At 47.2% G+C, this 17,757-nt stretch carries 20 protein-coding genes and 1 other annotated feature; of the genes, 2 read left to right on the top strand and 18 right to left on the bottom strand.

The annotated features are described in order from the left end of the window. Positions 1-17 precede the first annotated feature (17 nt). The 3 genes from KSZ58_RS08900 to KSZ58_RS08890 all read right to left on the bottom strand — a co-directional run bounded on the left by KSZ58_RS08900 (position 18) and on the right by KSZ58_RS08890 (position 3,141). Complete coding sequence (locus KSZ58_RS08900; RefSeq protein WP_008819233.1) at positions 18-377, bottom strand: metalloregulator ArsR/SmtB family transcription factor; 360 nt, start codon at positions 375-377, stop codon at positions 18-20. A gap of 262 nt (positions 378-639) precedes the next feature. Next, the gene (locus KSZ58_RS08895; protein WP_008819234.1) at positions 640-1,794 is read right to left on the bottom strand and encodes a glycerate kinase; all 1,155 of its coding nucleotides are present in this window, start codon (positions 1,792-1,794) and stop codon (positions 640-642) included. Then, positions 1,795-3,141 carry a sodium:alanine symporter family protein gene (locus KSZ58_RS08890; RefSeq protein ID WP_008819235.1) on the bottom strand — a complete coding sequence of 449 codons (1,347 nt, stop codon included), beginning with the start codon at positions 3,139-3,141 and terminating at the stop codon, positions 1,795-1,797. It abuts the gene before it with no gap. Positions 3,142-3,253: 112 nt separating this feature from the next. Between KSZ58_RS08890 and KSZ58_RS08885 the strand changes: the two genes are divergently transcribed. Continuing rightward, positions 3,254-3,787 carry a DJ-1 family glyoxalase III gene (locus KSZ58_RS08885; RefSeq protein WP_008819236.1) on the top strand — a complete coding sequence of 178 codons (534 nt, stop codon included), beginning with the start codon at positions 3,254-3,256 and terminating at the stop codon, positions 3,785-3,787. Between the two features lie 175 nt (positions 3,788-3,962). Here KSZ58_RS08885 and KSZ58_RS08880 read toward each other — a convergent pair whose 3' ends face one another. Then, positions 3,963-4,871, bottom strand: a complete 909-nt coding sequence (locus KSZ58_RS08880; RefSeq protein ID WP_008819237.1) for a GNAT family N-acetyltransferase — start codon at positions 4,869-4,871, stop codon at positions 3,963-3,965. Between the two features lie 225 nt (positions 4,872-5,096). Here KSZ58_RS08880 and KSZ58_RS08875 point away from each other — a divergent pair, with 225 nt between their 5' ends. Further along, positions 5,097-6,041, top strand: a complete 945-nt coding sequence (locus KSZ58_RS08875; RefSeq protein WP_002608163.1) for a magnesium transporter CorA family protein — start codon at positions 5,097-5,099, stop codon at positions 6,039-6,041. A gap of 603 nt (positions 6,042-6,644) precedes the next feature. Here the strand turns inward: KSZ58_RS08875 and KSZ58_RS08870 are convergent. From KSZ58_RS08870 to hisZ, 14 genes are all read right to left on the bottom strand, one after another. Then, on the bottom strand, positions 6,645-6,896 hold the full coding sequence (locus tag KSZ58_RS08870; RefSeq protein ID WP_009269552.1) for a GyrI-like domain-containing protein: 252 nt from the start codon (positions 6,894-6,896) through the stop codon (positions 6,645-6,647). Next, positions 6,893-7,513: a DUF308 domain-containing protein gene (locus tag KSZ58_RS08865; protein WP_009269553.1), complete on the bottom strand. Its 621-nt coding sequence runs from the start codon at positions 7,511-7,513 to the stop codon at positions 6,893-6,895. Before KSZ58_RS08865 ends, KSZ58_RS08870 begins: the two co-directional genes overlap by 4 nt. Before the next feature lie 143 nt (positions 7,514-7,656). Beyond that, a complete protein-coding gene (locus KSZ58_RS08860) occupies positions 7,657-8,694 on the bottom strand; it encodes a YeiH family protein (RefSeq protein ID WP_009269554.1) in 1,038 nt (345 codons plus the stop codon). Between the two features lie 205 nt (positions 8,695-8,899). Then, positions 8,900-9,751 (bottom strand): helix-turn-helix domain-containing protein, encoded by an 852-nt coding sequence (locus KSZ58_RS08855; protein ID WP_009269555.1) that lies wholly within the window; start codon positions 9,749-9,751, stop codon positions 8,900-8,902. Positions 9,752-9,912: 161 nt separating this feature from the next. Continuing rightward, positions 9,913-10,236, bottom strand: coding sequence for a phosphoribosyl-ATP diphosphatase (gene hisE, locus KSZ58_RS08850; RefSeq protein WP_008819241.1), 324 nt, complete (start codon positions 10,234-10,236; stop codon positions 9,913-9,915). Continuing rightward, the gene (gene hisI, locus KSZ58_RS08845) at positions 10,233-10,559 is read right to left on the bottom strand and encodes a phosphoribosyl-AMP cyclohydrolase (RefSeq protein WP_009269556.1); all 327 of its coding nucleotides are present in this window, start codon (positions 10,557-10,559) and stop codon (positions 10,233-10,235) included. The genes hisE and hisI overlap by 4 nt, the downstream gene beginning before the upstream one ends. Next, positions 10,556-11,317, bottom strand: a complete 762-nt coding sequence (hisF, locus tag KSZ58_RS08840) for an imidazole glycerol phosphate synthase subunit HisF (protein WP_008819243.1) — start codon at positions 11,315-11,317, stop codon at positions 10,556-10,558. Before hisF ends, hisI begins: the two co-directional genes overlap by 4 nt. Continuing rightward, positions 11,317-12,036, bottom strand: coding sequence for a 1-(5-phosphoribosyl)-5-[(5-phosphoribosylamino)methylideneamino]imidazole-4-carboxamide isomerase (gene hisA / locus KSZ58_RS08835; protein WP_008819244.1), 720 nt, complete (start codon positions 12,034-12,036; stop codon positions 11,317-11,319). Before hisA ends, hisF begins: the two co-directional genes overlap by 1 nt. Then, complete coding sequence (gene hisH, locus KSZ58_RS08830; RefSeq protein ID WP_009269558.1) at positions 12,033-12,656, bottom strand: imidazole glycerol phosphate synthase subunit HisH; 624 nt, start codon at positions 12,654-12,656, stop codon at positions 12,033-12,035. The genes hisA and hisH overlap by 4 nt, the downstream gene beginning before the upstream one ends. A gap of 1 nt (position 12,657) precedes the next feature. Continuing rightward, positions 12,658-13,269, bottom strand: a complete 612-nt coding sequence (gene hisB / locus KSZ58_RS08825; RefSeq protein ID WP_009269559.1) for an imidazoleglycerol-phosphate dehydratase HisB — start codon at positions 13,267-13,269, stop codon at positions 12,658-12,660. Continuing rightward, positions 13,266-14,300 (bottom strand): histidinol-phosphate transaminase, encoded by a 1,035-nt coding sequence (gene hisC / locus KSZ58_RS08820; RefSeq protein ID WP_009269560.1) that lies wholly within the window; start codon positions 14,298-14,300, stop codon positions 13,266-13,268. Before hisC ends, hisB begins: the two co-directional genes overlap by 4 nt. Then, on the bottom strand, positions 14,297-15,580 hold the full coding sequence (gene hisD / locus KSZ58_RS08815; RefSeq protein ID WP_008819248.1) for a histidinol dehydrogenase: 1,284 nt from the start codon (positions 15,578-15,580) through the stop codon (positions 14,297-14,299). Before hisD ends, hisC begins: the two co-directional genes overlap by 4 nt. Next, positions 15,574-16,206 (bottom strand): ATP phosphoribosyltransferase, encoded by a 633-nt coding sequence (gene hisG / locus KSZ58_RS08810; protein ID WP_002608150.1) that lies wholly within the window; start codon positions 16,204-16,206, stop codon positions 15,574-15,576. Before hisG ends, hisD begins: the two co-directional genes overlap by 7 nt. Further along, a complete protein-coding gene (gene hisZ / locus KSZ58_RS08805) occupies positions 16,203-17,327 on the bottom strand; it encodes an ATP phosphoribosyltransferase regulatory subunit (RefSeq protein WP_009269561.1) in 1,125 nt (374 codons plus the stop codon). Before hisZ ends, hisG begins: the two co-directional genes overlap by 4 nt. A gap of 45 nt (positions 17,328-17,372) precedes the next feature. Beyond that, positions 17,373-17,610 (bottom strand) — a binding site (T-box leader). Between the last annotated feature and the right edge of the window lie 147 nt (positions 17,611-17,757).

The following is a 17,757-nucleotide window of genomic DNA, read 5'->3' as shown; positions in this document are numbered from 1 at the left end:
ACCTTTTCGACAGCATATCATCCCTCCATAATATGGGATAAACCTGCATCAAATATGAGCTGAATATGTTCATCATCCAGAGAATAGTAAATATTTTTCCCGCTTCTGCGGTACTTTATCAGGCGATTCTGCCGAAGAACGCTCAGCTGATGGGAAACTGCGGAGTGTGTCATTTCCAGCAGCTCCGACAAATCACATACACATAGTTCTTCCTGAAACAGCGCACTCAGTATTTTCAGTCTTGTCGGATCCGAAAACATCTTAAACAGGGTACCCAGATTCTGAAACTGTTCCTGACTCAGCAGAGTATCCTTTAATCTTGCAACGGTATCTGTATGCACCTCTGTTACTTCACATTCCATAGCTTCCTTTACCATTTGATTTCCTCATTTCTTTTAACATATGAACATCTGTTCATATGTATTATATGTGAGAATCCGCATTTTGTAAATAGAAAAATAAAATCTTTTTAAAATCATAAGACTGCAAGCCGAACGGACACAATGCATTACAGACGCACAACCGCCAAATTCACAGCCTGTTCGCTTATGCTATATCATATACCGGTTCAAAAACGAAAGAAGCGCTCCATTGATTTACAAAACCGCAGAACCATATGACCGTAAAAAAAAGAACAGATCATCCTCTGTTCCCGTTGATGCGATTCATGTAATACATAACCGTTTTCATTACCCCATAGGTGGTGGCTGTCAGCTTATCCGGAGCATTATCCAAAGCCTGCTGAAACGTCATAGCCCGATCCGCTATACTGTATATTCCGATAAATCCAAGATCATAAAGCTCCTGATATCCGATTCCCAAGGCACCGCTGATACAGATACATGGCTTATGATGGCGGTTGGCAACCTTCAGGATTCCCACCGGAACCTTTCCAAACATCGTCTGACGGTCACTTTGCCCTTCTCCTGTAATCACAAGATCACAATCCTTCACCTGCTCCTCCATGTCACTGAAGGACAGCAGCAGCTCAATGCCGGAAATCATGTTCGCATGCAGGATACCGATCAAAACAGCACCGATGCCCCCTGCCGCTCCTCCGCCGTCAAAGGAATCAATATCCACATGCAGATACCGCCGCACCTGATTGCGGAAATTTTCCATTCCCAGATCGATTTTACGAATCTGATTCGGGAAAAAACCCTTCTGTTTTCCGAATACATAGGTTGCCCCGTTTTCTCCCAGCAGATGATTCTTCACATCACAGGCTGCAATCAGTTCAATACCCTCCAGCTTGTTCAGCCGATTGAAATCGATATAGCGGACCTTGTCCAGATTCATCGCCTGCGGGGAAAGATATTTATGGGAGCTGTCATAAAACCGGCACCCCAGTGCCTGCAGAAGACCCATTCCGCCGTCATTGGTTGCACTTCCGCCCAGGCCGATGATAATTTTCCTGCAGCCCTGTGCAGCCGCATCCAGCATAACGGTACCTACACCGTAGCTGCTGCCGAAAAACGGTGCCCGCTTATCCCGCTCATGCATATTTAATCCTATGATATTTGCTACCTCGATCACTGCTGTTTCACCATTCTCAATGATCGTGTACTCACTTATGATTTTCTTTCCATAAGCATCCGTGGTACTTACCGGCTGTTTCCTTCCGTGACAGGTTTCATGAAATGCCTCCACTGTCCCTTCCCCGCCGTCACCAATGACATAGGATGTTGTGATAACAGCATCATCCACCTGTCGAATCCCCAGTTCAATACGTTCGGCAACCTCTCTTGAAGTCATACAGCCCTTGTAAGAATCACAGGCAATTACAACCTTCATCTAATCACTCCCATGTTCTTCCAAATACTCTTTCGTTAATTTTACCACAACTCGGCATAAAATTACCAGAGAAATCAGGTTGGGTATCGCCATGAGTCCGTTCAGCGTATCCGCAACATCCCATACGAATGTCAGCTGCAGCTGTGCTCCGAAAACCAGCAGTACCAGAAAAACCCCCTGATAGATATACAGCATCAGTTTTCCCTTAAACAGATATCGTAAACACTCCCGCGCATAATAATACCAGCCGAGAATGGAGGGAATCGCAAAGGCAACAATGGAAAAGGAGAATATGATACCGCCGAGGTGACCGAAGCCGGAGGTAAAGCAGGCAACCGTTAATGCCACCCCCTCCATCCCGCTGTCGAGCAGTCCACTGGTCAAAATCATCAGACCGGTAATCGTACAGACGACAATCGTATCGAAGAACACCTCAAAGATTCCCCAGAACCCCTGCTCGATTGCATTGGCATGAGAAACGCAGGCATGGGAGATCGGTGAGCTTCCCATCCCCGCTTCATTGGAAAATACGCCTCTGGAAATACCGAAATGCATGGCCCGGCTGATGGCAAAGCCGCCGATACCGCCAACCCCGGCCATGGGACGCATAGCATCATACCATACAAGTCGCAGTGCCTGCGGCAGCGCATCGGCATGCAATACAATCAGATACAGACACGCGGCAATATAAAGCACGGAAATCACAGGAATCGTAATTTCATTAAACCGCATGATAAGATTTCCCTTTCCGAATATGATCCAGGCAATAAAAAGCGCCATGATGAGACCTATGCTCCAGGAAGGTATGGAAATATAAGATGTGATCGTATGTGCAATCGTATTTGCCGGTGTGACATTCCCGATACCAAAGGATGCAAAAATACAAAGCACGGCAAACAAAATACCGAGAAAGCCCATATGGCAGCCGTTCTCCAGTGTTGTCATCGGTCCGCCGATAAAGGTGCCATCCCGTTCCCTCGTACGATAATGGATGGCAAGCACAACCTCTGCATATTTGGTCATCATGCCGAAGATGGCACTGACGCACATCCACAGCAGTGCACCCGGCCCTCCCATCGTCAAAGCCGTGGTAACGCCCACCACACTGCCGACTCCCAGTGTTCCAGCCAGTGCGGTCGCTACAGCCTGAAAGGGAGTAACCCCATCCCCCTTATCACCTTTTCCCAGTGAGCCCAATGTTTTACGCAGAATCAGCCGTGCATGGGTAAAGGGAAGGAATCTGGTACGCAGCATGAGCCAGAAGCCCGTAAACAATAAAAAAAAGATCATGTACTTCCCCCATACAACCGCATTGAGTTGATCATTCATCAGCATCAGTTTATCCATAACCTCACACTCCTGTTATACTATATTCTTATACCTCTATAAAAAGAATGAAATACAGGGAAGTGAGCGGGAAAAAGGTGATATAATGGTGTCGTTAAGGAGGTCTTGCATTATGAATGTTATGTGTATATTAACGGATGGATTTGAAGAGCTGGAGGCTGTCGGTACGATTGCACTGCTTCGAAGAGCAGGTATCAGGATTGATGTCTATGCGATTGATCATACAGCAGCAACCGGACGCTTTGATATTACCATCAGCAATCTGGCAGATGTTAAGGATGTGAATACGGCAGACTATGATATGCTGTTTCTGCCGGGCGGTCCGCATTATCAGAAGCTGGAAGCCGATGAACGTGTGCTTTCCATTTTAAAGGATTTTATGAATCAGGGAAAGCTGGTGAGTGCAATCTGCGCAGCACCGACCATTCTAGGAAGACAGGGCTATCTCAAGGGTAGAAAGTACACCTGCTTTACAAGTATGAATGAGGATTTCGGCGGAACGTATGTGGATCAGTATGCGGTAATTGATGGAACAATCATCACCGGAAGAAGTGCAGCCGCTGTGATTGATTTCGCCTTCGCCATCATTGAAAAGCTGGAGGGAAGGAAAAAGGCAGAGGAAGTGAAGGCATCGATTTATTATTAACATATTACGGATTAAAAAAGCTTGTACCTGCGCAAAGCTGCAAAAAATAGGCGATTTCTTGTTTCGTCTATTTTTTTATTACATAGATATGCATACGAAGGGATGATACGCTACTCTTTTTATATACTACCTTAATGCGTGTCTGTATAACTACCAATCAAATTACTGTAGCAGTTCAAGGCTTACACAAAGCAGGCTGCTGCTTCATCGCAATGTACTTCACCATGAGCTGACACGGATTCCATTCATCCCACAATGGCAGCACCTCCAGCGGACAGAACCCCATTCTTTCATAAAAGGCATAGGTTTTCAAATAATCGGGATCCTGTACCTTAGGAGATAATGTTTTCACCTGCAGATACTGCATTGCCGCTTTTTCTGCCTCCTGTTCTGCCATCCGCATCAGCCTCGTACCGATTCCCATACGATGCAGCTGCGGAAGAATGCCCATAACATAAACCTCCATCGCCTTTGGACTGGTCTTTTTCAGTGACAGAAAGCCAACCATGTAATTCTTGAAATAGCAGCCGACGGTTTTCATCTCCCTGCTTTTCTGTACATAATCCTCCAAAGCATCCGGAAGTCCAAACCATTCCGGAAGCTGCTTTAATACTGCACGCGAGTCGTCGGGATTACAGCCGTCAAAAATCTCATATCGAAGACAGCTTTTTATAGCCATATGAAAAAGGAGTGGCTGAATTGCCGGATATGTCAGGGCCTCTGGGAGCGCAGTCATGCACCTTACCTCCGCAATTTCACTCTGCGGCAGCTCTTTGAAGGAGGAAGCCTCTGCCTGATACAGCATGCCGAAGCTTTCCTCACCTGTTTCATTCACCCGTGTTTTGCCTTCAACCGAATACACACAGATACGCTTCATACGGGCATCTGCGATTCCCGTTTCCTCAAGCAGCTCTCTTTGGGCACAGGCATCAATGCTTTCGCCCGCTTCCCGATGTCCCCCGGGCAGCTCCCATGTATCACGTTCCCTGTGGCGTACAAACAGCCATCCACTCCTGCACCACACAGCAATCACGGCAAACCTCAGCTTTTCATCCTGTACAGAATCATAAAATCGAACCTTCATATCCCATTCATCTCCTCATTTATCCCTATTGTACCATATTTCTTCCAAATTTCTGATTTTTCCTTCCCGCACACACTCCCACAATTCTATTTTTATGTTATAATAGCTAAGTTGAGAAAGAAGGTGTTTGTATGTCTCCTGAGCCCGAAAGTCCATATCGAAGTTGTATAAATCATAATACAGGAGGCGTATCTACATCCCTCCTGTAAGAAGGAGGTCTTTTTTATGTTGGAATTTTACAAGACATATGGAACTGTCACAAAAAAACTGGAACAGCCGGAACCAGGCTGCTGGATCAGCGCTGTTGCGCCTACACAGGAAGATATTGATTTCCTGACAAATAAAATCGGCGTGCTGCCGGAGTTTATCAAATCTTCACTGGATGAAGAGGAAAGCTCCCATATCGATTATGACGATGATGAAAACCAGACCCTGGTGATCGTCGATTACCCGAGTGCAGAGGAAGATGACAATCTGGATGAAAATACCCTGCTGTATACCACGCTGCCACTGGGTGTTGTTATCATGAAGGGCTATGTGATTACGATTTCCCTGTATGAGAATCTAAGCATCGAGGATATGGCAAACGGTAGAATCAAGGGTATGAATACCGATATGAAAACCCGTTTTCTATTGTTGCTGCTGCTTCGTATTTCCCAGCGCTTTCTGATTTATCTACGCCAAATCGATCGGATTTCCTCCCGTACCGAGCAGAGGCTGCACCAGTCTATGAAAAACAAGGAGCTGATTCAGATGCTGGGTCTGGAAAAGTCTCTGGTCTATTTCAGCACCTCACTGAAAACCGATGAGGTTACCTTAAACAAAATCATGCGCGGAAAGCTGATCAAGCTGTATGAAGAGGATCAGGATATTCTAGAGGATGTACTGATTGAGATTCATCAGGCGATAGAGATGTGTAACATTTACTCCAACATCCTTTCCGGAACAATGGATGCCTTTGCTTCCGTCATTTCCAACAATCTGAACATCGTGATGAAAATTTTGACGGTAATTACCATCGTCATGGCAATCCCGAATATCATTTTCAGTTTCTATGGCATGAATGTCAGCGGATTGCCTTATCCGGAATGGTGGTTCCCGACAGTCATTGCAGCTGTGTGCTGTATCATCGCAACTCTTATCTTCAAGAAAAAGGATATGTTTCACTAACAGAACATCACGTTCTGTTTTTTTGTATTTTCGCACCATGTACGTTACAATATACAAAACGAGGAGATAACCTATGAACAATCCATGGACCGATATCGAACTACAGACATATGAAGCACATATGCAGGATACGGATGAAGGCTTTGTATCCGACTCCCCGTATCTGCATTCGTTTGCCGTATGAAACTCCATCCATGAACAGCTGCAGAAAGTGGAGCTCACGCGCAGTATGCTGTCTATTGAGTATTCTCTGTCGAAACGCACGATATACCCCCTGCCAAATGGAAAAGCCCTGCTCAGACTGGATTATTTGCGTTTATAACCGATTGAAAAATACGCTGCCTTTATGTAATTCAGGGAGAGCCTGTAAAGCGCTGTTTTTTTCGTACTCCTTACTTCTCCCATTACATTTCTTTCATCCATAAAAACGACCTGCAGGATGTACCCTGCAGGCTTCTTTTTTTTCATACGATATGCAGATAGAATCAATCCCCTATCCCTTCTCAGTCAACCTTTTCACAGGAATCCATACCTCACTTCCATTTTCAGCTAACCTCATCCTCATCCGGTGTATACCACACAATGTACATGTTCGCCGCGATATCATATTCCTGATTTTCCTGCAGCCATGCTGAGAAAAGCTTTGTATTTACGGCCTGCAGTGCTGGACAGCGGTCCAATACAGGTGAATTTTGCCCAGGTTACCTCCGGTATCGTCAGGACATGCATATCCGCAGGTACCTCCGTACCCTGATACGCTTCGGCAATCATACAGCGGAAGCAGCCCTCTTTCGTCAATCTCTGCTTTCCTTTGTCCGAATTGAAAAAAGCGATGCTTCCACCGCTTTTTATCATACCATATTATCTTTTCCGTCAATTACTTCATGTGCAGTGGCTTCCTGATTGGAAATATCCAGAATCTGTTCACTGTGACGGCCATAGCGTCTGGCAACACCGCGGTAATACAAAATTGTATAGAAATTCGCAATGGCATCCAGAATCAGCAGAAAGCTGAACAGATTATGCAGTGTCTTTTCATCGAAGGATACCAGTATCAGCACCATTCCCATAAGCAGCGGAACTACGGCAAGAGCCAGATGAATCTTCCATTGTGCATCCTCCAGGCGAAACAGATTCATGGAATACTGCAGACGCAGTGTCGCATCCAATACCACCAGAGCGGAAATAACGATAGGATAATTATCTACAATCAGATATGGCTTGGTGGCAACGATCAGTCCTGCTATGCAGTATAATACACCAAAGGAAAAGCTGAATTCATTCGGCTTCATATATTCCTTTTTAAAGAAATATACAAGAATCTGAAACAAGCCTACCAAAATGATCACAATCCCTGCAATCTGGAAGAAATTCAGGAATTTCTCCTTTTCAATCGTATAGGATAAAATGGAAAATATCATATAAAAAATGGAAAGAATCAAAAGCTTCCAGTTTTCAATTTTCAAATTCATACAACGGCCTCCTCATATAGCTGTCCTTATCATATCATATTTTTCCATAATTATCCGCAAGAACATGAATTTCATGTCTTTTCAAATGTACAAGCCTGTCTGTAAAGGCACATGAGAAAAGCTGTTTACGCTATTGTAATTCCTCACCAGATGCCCAGCAGCCTCTGCATGAGCAGGGATATCAGCGTGATACCGACCCAGCAGCAGAACCCCATAAAGATAGGCTTACCACCGTTTTTTACCAGCTTTACAATATCGGTATGCAGACCGACTGCCCCCATCGCCATAATGATAAAGAACTTGCTCAGCTCCTTTAAGGGCAGGAAGATACCCGGGGATATATGCAATACATTCGTAGAGACAGTCGTTATGACGGAGGCCATAAGGAAGTAAAGAATAAATACCGGAAATATCTGTTTCCATGCAAGCTTTTTCCCCTCCCTTTTCTCCTCCTGTTCCTCTTTCCGCATTCTTTGAACACCCAGAAACAGCGTAATCGGTATAATGGCAAGGGTACGCGTCAGCTTGACAGTAACCGCCTTATCCAGTGTGGCAGAGCCTAAATGAAACATGCTGTCCCAGGTTGCTGCGGTTGCTGTTACGGAGGAGGTGTCGTTCACAGCGGTGCCCGCAAACACGCCGAAGCCCTCACTGCCATGAAAATGCAGCAGTGTTCCCAGCCATGGAAACAGAACGGCTGCCAGAATATTAAATAGAAATATCACAGAAATGGCCTGTGCCACCTCTTCGTCATCCGCCGCGATGACCGGGGCAGTCGCTGCAATCGCGGAGCCTCCGCAGATGGATGAGCCGACTCCCACCAAAGTGGAGATATTTGCCGGCATATGAAGTCGATGCTTCAAACCGTAAGCAATGACGAGGGATGTCGTGATGGTTGCCAGAATGAGTGGGAGCGACTGCTGTCCTGTTTTAGCAATAACGGACAGATTTAAGCCAAACCCCAGTAAAATGACTGCATACTGCAGGATTTTCTTGGAGGTGAAGGTGATGCCAGCCTGCAGGGCTTCCTCTTTTCTAATGCGAAATGCCAGCAGCATTCCAATGAGGATGGCAAATACCGGCCCTCCGATAATGGGAATCCATTGCCCCAGCAGAAGGGCAGCAGCGGCAATACCAAAGCATACCAGCAGTCCCTTCCCCTTTTCTTTTATAAAAATCATACGGTTCTCCTTTTCTCATTTTCTGAATCTGCGCCTTCCAGCATGACATGCAAGGCAGCTATGTCAGTATACGATACCTTTTCCAAAAAATGAAATTATAAATATTTATGTCAACATAACACGATGTTATCTCGCTTATTTACAGCTGAAGGTATAAAAAAACGCATTGTGAACTAGTGTCCGACAGCGTTTTCATTCCCCTCATTTACTTTAAAACCGGTATACAGTATTCTATACGGGCGATTCCCTGTTCATTTTCTTTTCCGTATTTGACGATATCCATACAGCAGTCCGAACGAAGCCGGTATGCACTTTTGGGCAGCCAGTTCTGATAAATATCCTGTGCAAACGGCTCCATAGAGGTCTTTGGATCTGCGCAAAAGGAAAACACAAGATAGGCTCCTGTCGGCAGGATTCTATGCGTCAGCTTCTGTCTGTGCACCCGCTCAACTGCTATACCTGCAAAATATTGAAAGCAGGGCTGACCGGCATCCATATCGGCATCTGTATAATCATGGATACCATACACTACCGAATCCTTTTGCGGATTTGCTTTCAGATACCGGTTGCATTTACGATGACATTTACCAATCACATGAAAGCCCTGTCTGGTATCTGCACCATAGCCCTCCAGCTGTATCTCTGTCCAGTGCTGTATTTCCATATCCATATGCATATGGTTTATATCCGGCTTCTGATGAAGCTGCAGCGGCTCCTGCAGCACATAGGCATTCTTCTTTTTCCGAAAGGCGTCCGGTGTTGTGCGATACAGCTGCAAAAACGCCTTATGAAATGCCCGCTGGGAGAGATAACCGCAGGCGGAGGCGATTTCCGCAATACGTAAATCGCTTTGTACAAGAAGCAATGCCCCTTTGGATACCTGTCTGCGCCGTATATAGGCATGCAGCGGCATACCGCATATTGCAGTAAACAGCTTATGCACATGATAGGGGGAATAGCCCGTAAAAGCACCAATCGTATCCAGCGTCAGCTCTCCATCCAAATGCTCCTCAATGTAACACAGTACGCTTTGCATCATCTCCTGATTTGTCCTCATATGAATCACCTCGTACATAGTATACCAGAAGAACCGCCTCCATACCGTTCATCATTTTTGGCATCCGTTCTTTTGCATCCGCTATGCGGCAATCTTGATCCCCACACCATACCATAGCCTCAAACAGCTCATGGAACTGAAAAAAAAGCCGACTGCTCGGCTTACAAATGTTCGATCGGCTTTCGCTCCGCCTTCAGGTTATGCGTTTTCTGAGCACGGCGTTCCAGCTCCGCATTGACATCCTCCATGGAAATTCCCTTCTCCACCATCAATACGGTAAGATGATACAGCAGATCTCCTATTTCATTGATCTGATCTTCCTTCGTCTGTGTCAAAGAGGCAATCACCACCTCGGTACACTCCTCCCCGACCTTCTTCAGAATCTTCTCCAGACCCTTTTCAAACAAATAGGTGGTATAGCTTCCTTCCTCCTTGTTTTCCTTGCGATCCTTTATGGTTTCATATAATGCATCCAGTTCCTTCATAACTCTTCTCCCTCCATATTCCGGTAAAAACAGCTGGTATGTCCGGTATGGCAGGCTGCTCCCACCTGCTCCACCAGAAGGAGAATCGTATCCTCATCACAATCAATGCGGATATCCTTCACATACTGGTAATGCCCGCTTGTTTCTCCTTTGATCCATAATTCCTGACGGCTGCGGCTGTAATAGGTTGCACGCCCGGTATCTATCGTCATTCGCAGACTTTCTTCATTCATATACGCCAGCATGAGGACAGCTCTGCTATGCACATCCTGGACAATAACCGGAACAAGTCCGTTTCCTTTATCAAAATTCACCTGTATCATAGCCGCACTGCAATTCCTTTCTCTTTTACATATGCCTTCACCTCGGGAATCGTTACTTCCTTATAGTGAAACATGCTTGCCGCCAGAGCCGCATCACTGGCATCCTCTTCAAACACCTGTGCGAAATGCTCCAGCGTCCCACAGCCGCCCGAGGCGATCACCGGAACATCCACCAGCTCATGCACCGCCTTGCACAGCTCGATATCAAAACCCTGCTTGGTTCCATCCGCATCCATACTGGTCAGCAGAATTTCCCCTGCCCCCAGACGAACACCCTCCTGTACCCATTCCAGCAGGTCCAGACCGGTATCCTCACGACCGCCGGCAACGTATACATTCCAGCCGCTGCCATCCTCGCGGCGCTTTCCATCCACGGCAAGCACAATGCACTGGTTTCCAAACATCGCTGCCCCCTCGCGGATCAGCTCCTTATTGCGGACAGCCGCAGAGTTCAGCGAAACCTTGTCAGCTCCTGCCAGCAGCATGTTACGTATATCCTCCACACTGCGGATGCCGCCACCGACGGTAAACGGGATGAAGATTTCTCTTGCTACGCGCTCGACAACCTGAACCATGGTATCCCGCTGTTCATGCGTTGCTGTGATATCCAGAAATACCAGCTCGTCCGCCCCCTGCTCATAATAGGCTCTTGCCAGATCGACCGGATCACCGACCTCCTTCAATCCGACAAAATTGATTCCCTTGACAACCCTGCCATCCTTTACATCCAGGCACGGGATGATACGCTTGGTATGCATCAGGCTTCTCCGCACAGTGCGATGGCCTGGGACAGGGACAATGTTTCGGCATACATCGCCTTTCCTGTGATTGCACCGTAAATATCCAGCTGTTTCAATGCCTCGATATGCGTGATGTCACGAATACCCCCGGAAGCTATAATATCGATCGAAACCGTTTTCTTTAACTCCGCCAGCATCTTTGTATTCGGTCCTGTCATGGTACCATCCCTGGAGATATCGGTCACAATGATCGTCTTTACCCCCATGGCCTCCATCTGAATTGCAAAGTCGATATACTGCAGCTCACTTTCCTGCAGCCAGCCATGACCGCAAACCATGCCGTTCTTGCAATCAATGCCGACGGCGATTTTCTCTTTATATTGTGCGAGTGCTTCCCGCAAAAACTCCGGATTCTCTATGGCTGCCGTTCCCAGAATAACACGCGCAATGCCATGCTCCAGATAAAATCGAACGTCCTCCATACTGCGGATGCCGCCGCCAACCTCAACCGGAATCTGCAGACTCTGTGCAGTTTTCACGATGATGTCCTGATTGATTTTCTTTCCTTCCTTCGCCCCGTTGAGATCAACCATATGCACATACCGGGCCCCCTGCTGTTCAAATGCTTTTGCGATATCCCCAATACTGTCACCAACACATTCCTTTTGTTCATAATCTCCCTGATACAGCCGCACGGGCTGCTGATCCAGTATATCAATTGCAGGTAAAATGATCATACAAACTCCTCCTTAAACCACCGCAGAATCTGCAGTCCGTCTTCTCCGCTTTTTTCAGGATGAAACTGGGCACCAACCACATTGTCCCTGCGTACAAGCCCGGGAATCCGCATCCCGCCATAGCCGCTGTCTGCCAGCAAATCCTCCTTTGCATAATTCTGTGCATAATAGGAATGTACATAATAGACGAACGGACGCTCACTCAGCCGCTCAAATACACTGGATTCCTGACACTGTTCCAGCAGATTCCAGCCGATATGCGGAATGCGCAACCTGCTTTCTGCAGCATCACTCATTTTCACGATGTTGCCCTTCAAAAAGCCGAGTCCCTTGGTATAGCCGTTTTCCTCGCTGTCTTCAAACAGCGCCTGCATGCCCAGACAGATACCGAGCAGCGGTTTTTTCTTTCCTTGAACCTCTTCCTTTAAAGCCGTTATCAAATCACGCTCCTGCAAATGCTTCATGCAGTCCGCAAACGCTCCCACACCCGGCAGAATCAGCTGATCCGCACGCTGTAGGTCTTCCTTTTTATCCGTTACACAGCAGGTACAGCCGATATGCTGTAAGGCATTTTCCACACTGTGCAGATTTCCCATTCCATAATCAAGTATCGCAATCATATTACAGCTTCCCCTTTGTACTCGGCAGCGTATCGCCGCTCACACGAATCGCCGTTTTTAAGGCACGGCCCAGCGCTTTGAAAATCGCCTCCACCTTGTGATGATCATTGGTACCATACACTACAGTTACATGCAGGGTGATGCCTGCCTGAAAGGCAAAGGCACGAAGAAACTCCTCCACCATTTCACAGGAAAACGAACCGATCGTATCCCGCTTCAGCTCACAGTTATACACCAGAAAGCTGCGCCCGCTGATATCCAGTACCACCTGTGCCAGTGTTTCATCCATCGGCAGCAGCATACTGCCATAGCGTTCGATTCCTCTTTTATCCTGCAGGGCTTCCTTCAGGCAGGCTCCCATCGCGATACCGCAATCCTCAACCGTGTGGTGATCACACACCTGTAAATCGCCGTTTGCATGCAGCGTAAGATCAATCCCGGAATGGAAGGAAAACAGCGTCAGCATGTGATCGAAGAAGCCGATGCCTGTATGAATCTCACTGACTCCCGTACCATCCAGATGCATCGTGCAGCTGATGCTTGTTTCTTTGGTATCCCGGCTCAGGCCTGCCGTTCTTGGCGCAAAGCCTGTTTCCTTCGTTTCTGGTGTCATACCGTAACCGCCTTTCTGTCAAATTCCTGTAATACGGATAATACAATGGCATTTTCCGCAGGGGAACCAACCGTAATCCGGAAGCTGTCCTTTCCTTCGTAGTTGCGAATGACAATGCCTTCCTTTTCCATTGCCTTCAACAGCTCCTGCTTATATTTGCTTCTTCCATACAGATAATTCGCCTGACTCGGATAGAAGGTAACGTTTTTTAACTGCTTCAGCTTGTGATACAGCATATCCCGCTCCAGCTGTATTTCCTCCACCAGCAGCTCATATTCCGCCGCATGCCGCAATACGATCACACCGGCCCTTTGTGTTAAAGAGCTGATATTATAAGGAACCAGCACCGGTTTCAATTTCGCAATATTGGATGGACAGCTGATCAGAAAGCCCAGTCGCGCACCGGCAAAGCCATACGCCTTGGATAGGGTTCTGGTCACATACAGGTTATGGTAGGTGTCCAGATACGTCAGCATGCTTTCCTTTGCGAACTCCCCATATGCCTCATCTATGATCACCGGAATACGGGGGAACGCCTCCGCAATTTTACACAGCTGGGCATTGCTTACAAAATGCCCGGTTGGATTGTTCGGATTGGAGAACAGCACCATATCCACATGATGCTCCCGCCCAAATTCTATAAAATCCGCAATGCTGAAGGAACCGTCCTGCTCACATGGAAATTTCACAACCTCACTCTCATGCATGGATGCATAATAATCATACATGGAGAAGTCCGGAGACAGGGTCAGTAATTTCTTACCTTTTCCCAGGAAATAGCCAATCATGAGCCCCAGCATTTCATCGCTGCCATTGCCGGCGATCAGATTACCAGCATCTAATTTTTTTACATTCGCATATGCCTGTATCAGCTCCCTGCTGGATTCATCCGGATAGCGGTTAAACTCCAGCTCTGCGATTGCCTCCTGCAGCTCCTTTACCATTTCCCCACTGATATTTTTATAGCATTCGTTTGCATTCAGCATGACGCTACCGTTTGTCCGCGCCGCATAGCTTTCGATATTTTTCATGATTTCAGCCTCACTTTCACAGCATTGGCATGAGCCTGCAGTTCTTCCTGCTCCGCCATTTCTATAATATGGTCGCCATAGGTCTGTAAAGCTTCCTCGCTATAGTGAAGATAGCTGCTTTTTTTGATAAAGCTGTCCACTCCAAGTGCACTGGAGAAACGCGCTGTCCCGCTTGTCGGCAATACGTGATTGCAGCCGCCGAAATAATCTCCGACACTTTCACAGGTGTGATAGCCAAGGAACACACTGCCCGCATGGCGTACCTTTCCCAGATAGTCCATCGGCTGCTTCACCATCAGCTCCAGATGCTCCGGCGCAACCGCATTGGATACATCCAGACACTCCTCCATGCTCTCACATAAAATGGCTGTTCCATAGGCCTGCAGCGACTGTTCCACGATTTCCTGTTTCGGCAGAAGAGCACTCTGCTTGCGCAGCTCCAGCTCCACAGCATCCACAAGCTGTTCACTGGTTGTCACCAGAATGGCACTCGCCATCGGATCATGCTCTGCCTGTGACAGCAGATCCGCCGCAACGCTTTTCGCAGGAGCATCCGCATCCGCAATCACCAGAATTTCACTCGGTCCGGCAATCATGTCAATATCCACCTTCCCGAAGACCAGCTTCTTCGCTGCCGCAACGTATACATTTCCCGGTCCGACAATTTTATCCACAGGCGCAATGCTTTGGGTACCATAGGCTAACGCCGCAATCCCCTGAGCACCGCCGACCTTATAGATTTCATCCACACCGGCAATCTGTGCTGCCGCCGCAATATTGGGATGCAGACTGCCATCCTTCGCCGGTGGTGTAAGCATAACAATGCGCTTTACACCGGCGATACGGGCAGGAATCGCATTCATCAGCACACTGCTAGGATACTGTGCTCTGCCCCCCGGCACATAAATACCTACGCTGTCCAGTGGAAGTACACGCTGTCCCAGATAGATGCCGAGCTCCTTCTGCAAAAGATAGCCGTTTTGCTTCTGTGCATTGTGATAATACTCGATATTTGCTTTCGCCTTCTTCATACTCTCCACAAAGAAGGGATCCGCCTTGGCAGCAGCCGCTTCTATATCGGAAGGCTCCACGCGCATACTGTCCAATAAAATTCCGTCAAACTGCTGTGTATATTCCCTGACAGCATCATCCCTGCGGGTTTTCACATCCTGCAGGATGGCACTGACCCTGACAATGATTTCACTGTCGATTTCTTCTGTTCTGCTTTCCAGATACGTCTGCAGGTTCCCTGTATCCGATGCTCGCATTCGTTTCAGCATGCTTCCAGTCCTTTCTTCATATCCTCCAAGATTGCTAGGATCTCCGCTCTTTTCAGCTTAAAGCTCGCTTTATTTACAATCACCCTTGCGCTGATATCGCAGACGGTGTCAAAGACAACCAGACCGTTTTCCTTCAGCGTCGTCCCCGTTTCCATGATATCCACGATTCCATCACACAAGCCCAGAATCGGTGCCAGCTCCACAGAGCCGTCTATTTTAATACACTCCACATCCATGCCCTTTTCCAGGAAATACTGTTTTGCGATATTGGGATACTTGGTTCCTATTTTCACATGTCCCACCTTGTCAAACAGATTGTGTTCCCGCAGACCGGCAACGATGAATTTACATTTTCCGATGCCTAAATCCAGCATTTCATAATAATCCTTGCCACCCTCCAAAAGCGTATCCTTTCCCACAACACCAATATCCGCAACGCCGTGCTGTACATAGGTGATGCAGTCATTGGATTTCACAAGGAAATAGCGAATATCCTTTTTGGAATCCTGAAACACCAGCGCCCTTCCCTTATCCTTTAATGATTCAATGCCATACCCGCGCTCCTCCAGCAGCTTCACAGTGGCCTTTTCCAGACGCCCCTTCGTCAATGCTATGGATATACTCATGCGTCCTTCTCCCCTTTCACGATAATATCATCATATTCCCCGCACAGCAGCTCTACCCGTGCGGTTTTTCTTAATTCCCTCGCCTTGCGCAGTGCCTCCACCTTTCGTGCATACGGATAGCACAGCGTGAGGGTTGCCTCCTTCTGCTTTAAATCCAGAACCGGCAGCACGGCATCCAGCTTTACAGAAAAGCCGATTGCCGGCAGCGGCTCTCCGAATTTCTCCAGCAGAGAATCATAGCGTCCGCCACTCAGCACACTGGTACCGATTCCCGGCACAAAGCCTTCAAAAAGAATGCCACTGTAATAGTTCAGATGCGGCAGCTTTCCCAAATCAAAGGTAATGCGGTTTTCATAGCCGAGCGCCTTTAGTTGTGCATACAATTCCTGAAGACTTTCCACAATACTGCGCAGTCTGTCATCGAAGCAGCAGTTCAATGCCTCCTTGAGCATCCCTGCATCTCCACACAGCCACGGCAGCTGCAGGAAGAATTCTCTGTCCTCATCCTTCAGTGGCAACGTATGCAGATATTCCTTCAATTCGCTCAGACTCTTGCGATCAATCAAATCCGCCAGAAGCTCTGTTACATCCGCTGAAAGTCCCAGAAGCTTTCCTGCTGTGTGAAAGAAATTCACATTGCCGATTTCCAGCGTATACGCCTGCTGCTGCATACACTCCATAACCTCCAGTGCACACACCAGAATTTCCAGATCACTCTGCTTTTCGTTCAGCCCCAGCAGCTCGATTCCGCAATCTGTCACCTCATTGCGCTTTCCGGCAAAGGACTCCTTGACCTTGTATACATTGGCACAATAACGAAAACGAAGCGGCGGCTTTTGATCCTTGAACTTGGTTGCCGCAACACGGGCGATCGGTACCGTCATATCCATGCGCAGTGTCAGGATGCTTCCGTTATGGTCAAAAAACTTGTACATCGCTTCCTCCTGAACCTGTTCAAAGCCGGTCTGATAGGTCTGATAAAATTCAATGCTCGGTGTTACGATTTCCTTATAGCCGTAACTGTCAAACACCTGTTCGATTGCACCCTGCAATCGTTTCTTCGCAGTACATTCTCCCAGAATCAGATCCCGGGTTCCTTCCGGTATAGCAAATCTTTTCATAGCTTCATATCCTCCCTTATACGCTTATACAAAAAAAGCTTCCATCCAAAGGACGAAAGTTACCTTACGTGATTCCACCTTATTTTATTGATACCTCACGATATCAATCTCTTCGAGTACCAGCATACTCTAGCACGGTAACGGATGCAGGATTCCGGCAGAAGCTACTGAGTTCACCTCTGCTGCTCGGGGATGTGTTCCGCATACTTCGCATATCTTCTTCCACCAGCCGAAGACTCTCTGTCATGTCCATATCCATACTATTTCCCGTCAGCGCATTTCATATATTACTATAGTACAATCCAGGGATGAAAAAGTCAATCATTTTCTGAAATATTTTCATGAAATAATTATGTAAGAAACAGCTGTATCAACATCGACAAATCACATAGGACCCTACGTGGAACGCTTCAGCATCAGAAATGGAATG

The sequence above is a fragment of the Erysipelatoclostridium sp. DFI.2.3 genome, from assembly GCF_019132535.1.
GTDB classification, from domain to species: domain Bacteria; phylum Bacillota_I; class Bacilli_A; order Erysipelotrichales; family Erysipelotrichaceae; genus Clostridium_AQ; species Clostridium_AQ innocuum.
Note: the sequence above shows the minus strand (reverse complement) of the source record. Positions and strands in the feature narration are given on the sequence as shown.

Bases quoted from the DNA above. Each gene is read 5' to 3' on its own strand.
- KSZ58_RS08855 (WP_009269555.1), bottom strand. From the start codon at position 9,751: ATGAGGACAAATCAGGAGATGATGCAAAGCGTACTGTGTTACATTGAG.
- KSZ58_RS08880 (WP_008819237.1), bottom strand. From the start codon at position 4,871: ATGAAGGTTCGATTTTATGATTCTGTACAGGATGAAAAGCTGAGGTTT.
- KSZ58_RS08895 (WP_008819234.1), bottom strand. From the start codon at position 1,794: ATGAAGGTTGTAATTGCCTGTGATTCTTACAAGGGCTGTATGACTTCA.
- hisI (WP_009269556.1), bottom strand. From the start codon at position 10,559: ATGATACAGGTGAATTTTGATAAAGGAAACGGACTTGTTCCGGTTATT.
- hisZ (WP_009269561.1), bottom strand. From the start codon at position 17,327: ATGAAAAGATTTGCTATACCGGAAGGAACCCGGGATCTGATTCTGGGA.
- KSZ58_RS08860 (WP_009269554.1), bottom strand. From the start codon at position 8,694: ATGATTTTTATAAAAGAAAAGGGGAAGGGACTGCTGGTATGCTTTGGT.
- KSZ58_RS08875 (WP_002608163.1), top strand. From the start codon at position 5,097: ATGTTGGAATTTTACAAGACATATGGAACTGTCACAAAAAAACTGGAA.
- hisG (WP_002608150.1), bottom strand. From the start codon at position 16,206: ATGAGTATATCCATAGCATTGACGAAGGGGCGTCTGGAAAAGGCCACT.
- hisE (WP_008819241.1), bottom strand. From the start codon at position 10,236: ATGAAGGAACTGGATGCATTATATGAAACCATAAAGGATCGCAAGGAA.
- KSZ58_RS08885 (WP_008819236.1), top strand. From the start codon at position 3,254: ATGAATGTTATGTGTATATTAACGGATGGATTTGAAGAGCTGGAGGCT.
- KSZ58_RS08865 (WP_009269553.1), bottom strand. From the start codon at position 7,513: ATGAATTTGAAAATTGAAAACTGGAAGCTTTTGATTCTTTCCATTTTT.
- hisH (WP_009269558.1), bottom strand. From the start codon at position 12,656: ATGATTGCGATACTTGATTATGGAATGGGAAATCTGCACAGTGTGGAA.
- hisA (WP_008819244.1), bottom strand. From the start codon at position 12,036: ATGATCATTTTACCTGCAATTGATATACTGGATCAGCAGCCCGTGCGG.
- hisB (WP_009269559.1), bottom strand. From the start codon at position 13,269: ATGACACCAGAAACGAAGGAAACAGGCTTTGCGCCAAGAACGGCAGGC.
- hisF (WP_008819243.1), bottom strand. From the start codon at position 11,317: ATGCATACCAAGCGTATCATCCCGTGCCTGGATGTAAAGGATGGCAGG.
- KSZ58_RS08890 (WP_008819235.1), bottom strand. From the start codon at position 3,141: ATGGATAAACTGATGCTGATGAATGATCAACTCAATGCGGTTGTATGG.
- hisD (WP_008819248.1), bottom strand. From the start codon at position 15,580: ATGCTGAAACGAATGCGAGCATCGGATACAGGGAACCTGCAGACGTAT.
- hisC (WP_009269560.1), bottom strand. From the start codon at position 14,300: ATGAAAAATATCGAAAGCTATGCGGCGCGGACAAACGGTAGCGTCATG.
- KSZ58_RS08900 (WP_008819233.1), bottom strand. From the start codon at position 377: ATGGTAAAGGAAGCTATGGAATGTGAAGTAACAGAGGTGCATACAGAT.
- KSZ58_RS08870 (WP_009269552.1), bottom strand. From the start codon at position 6,896: ATGATAAAAAGCGGTGGAAGCATCGCTTTTTTCAATTCGGACAAAGGA.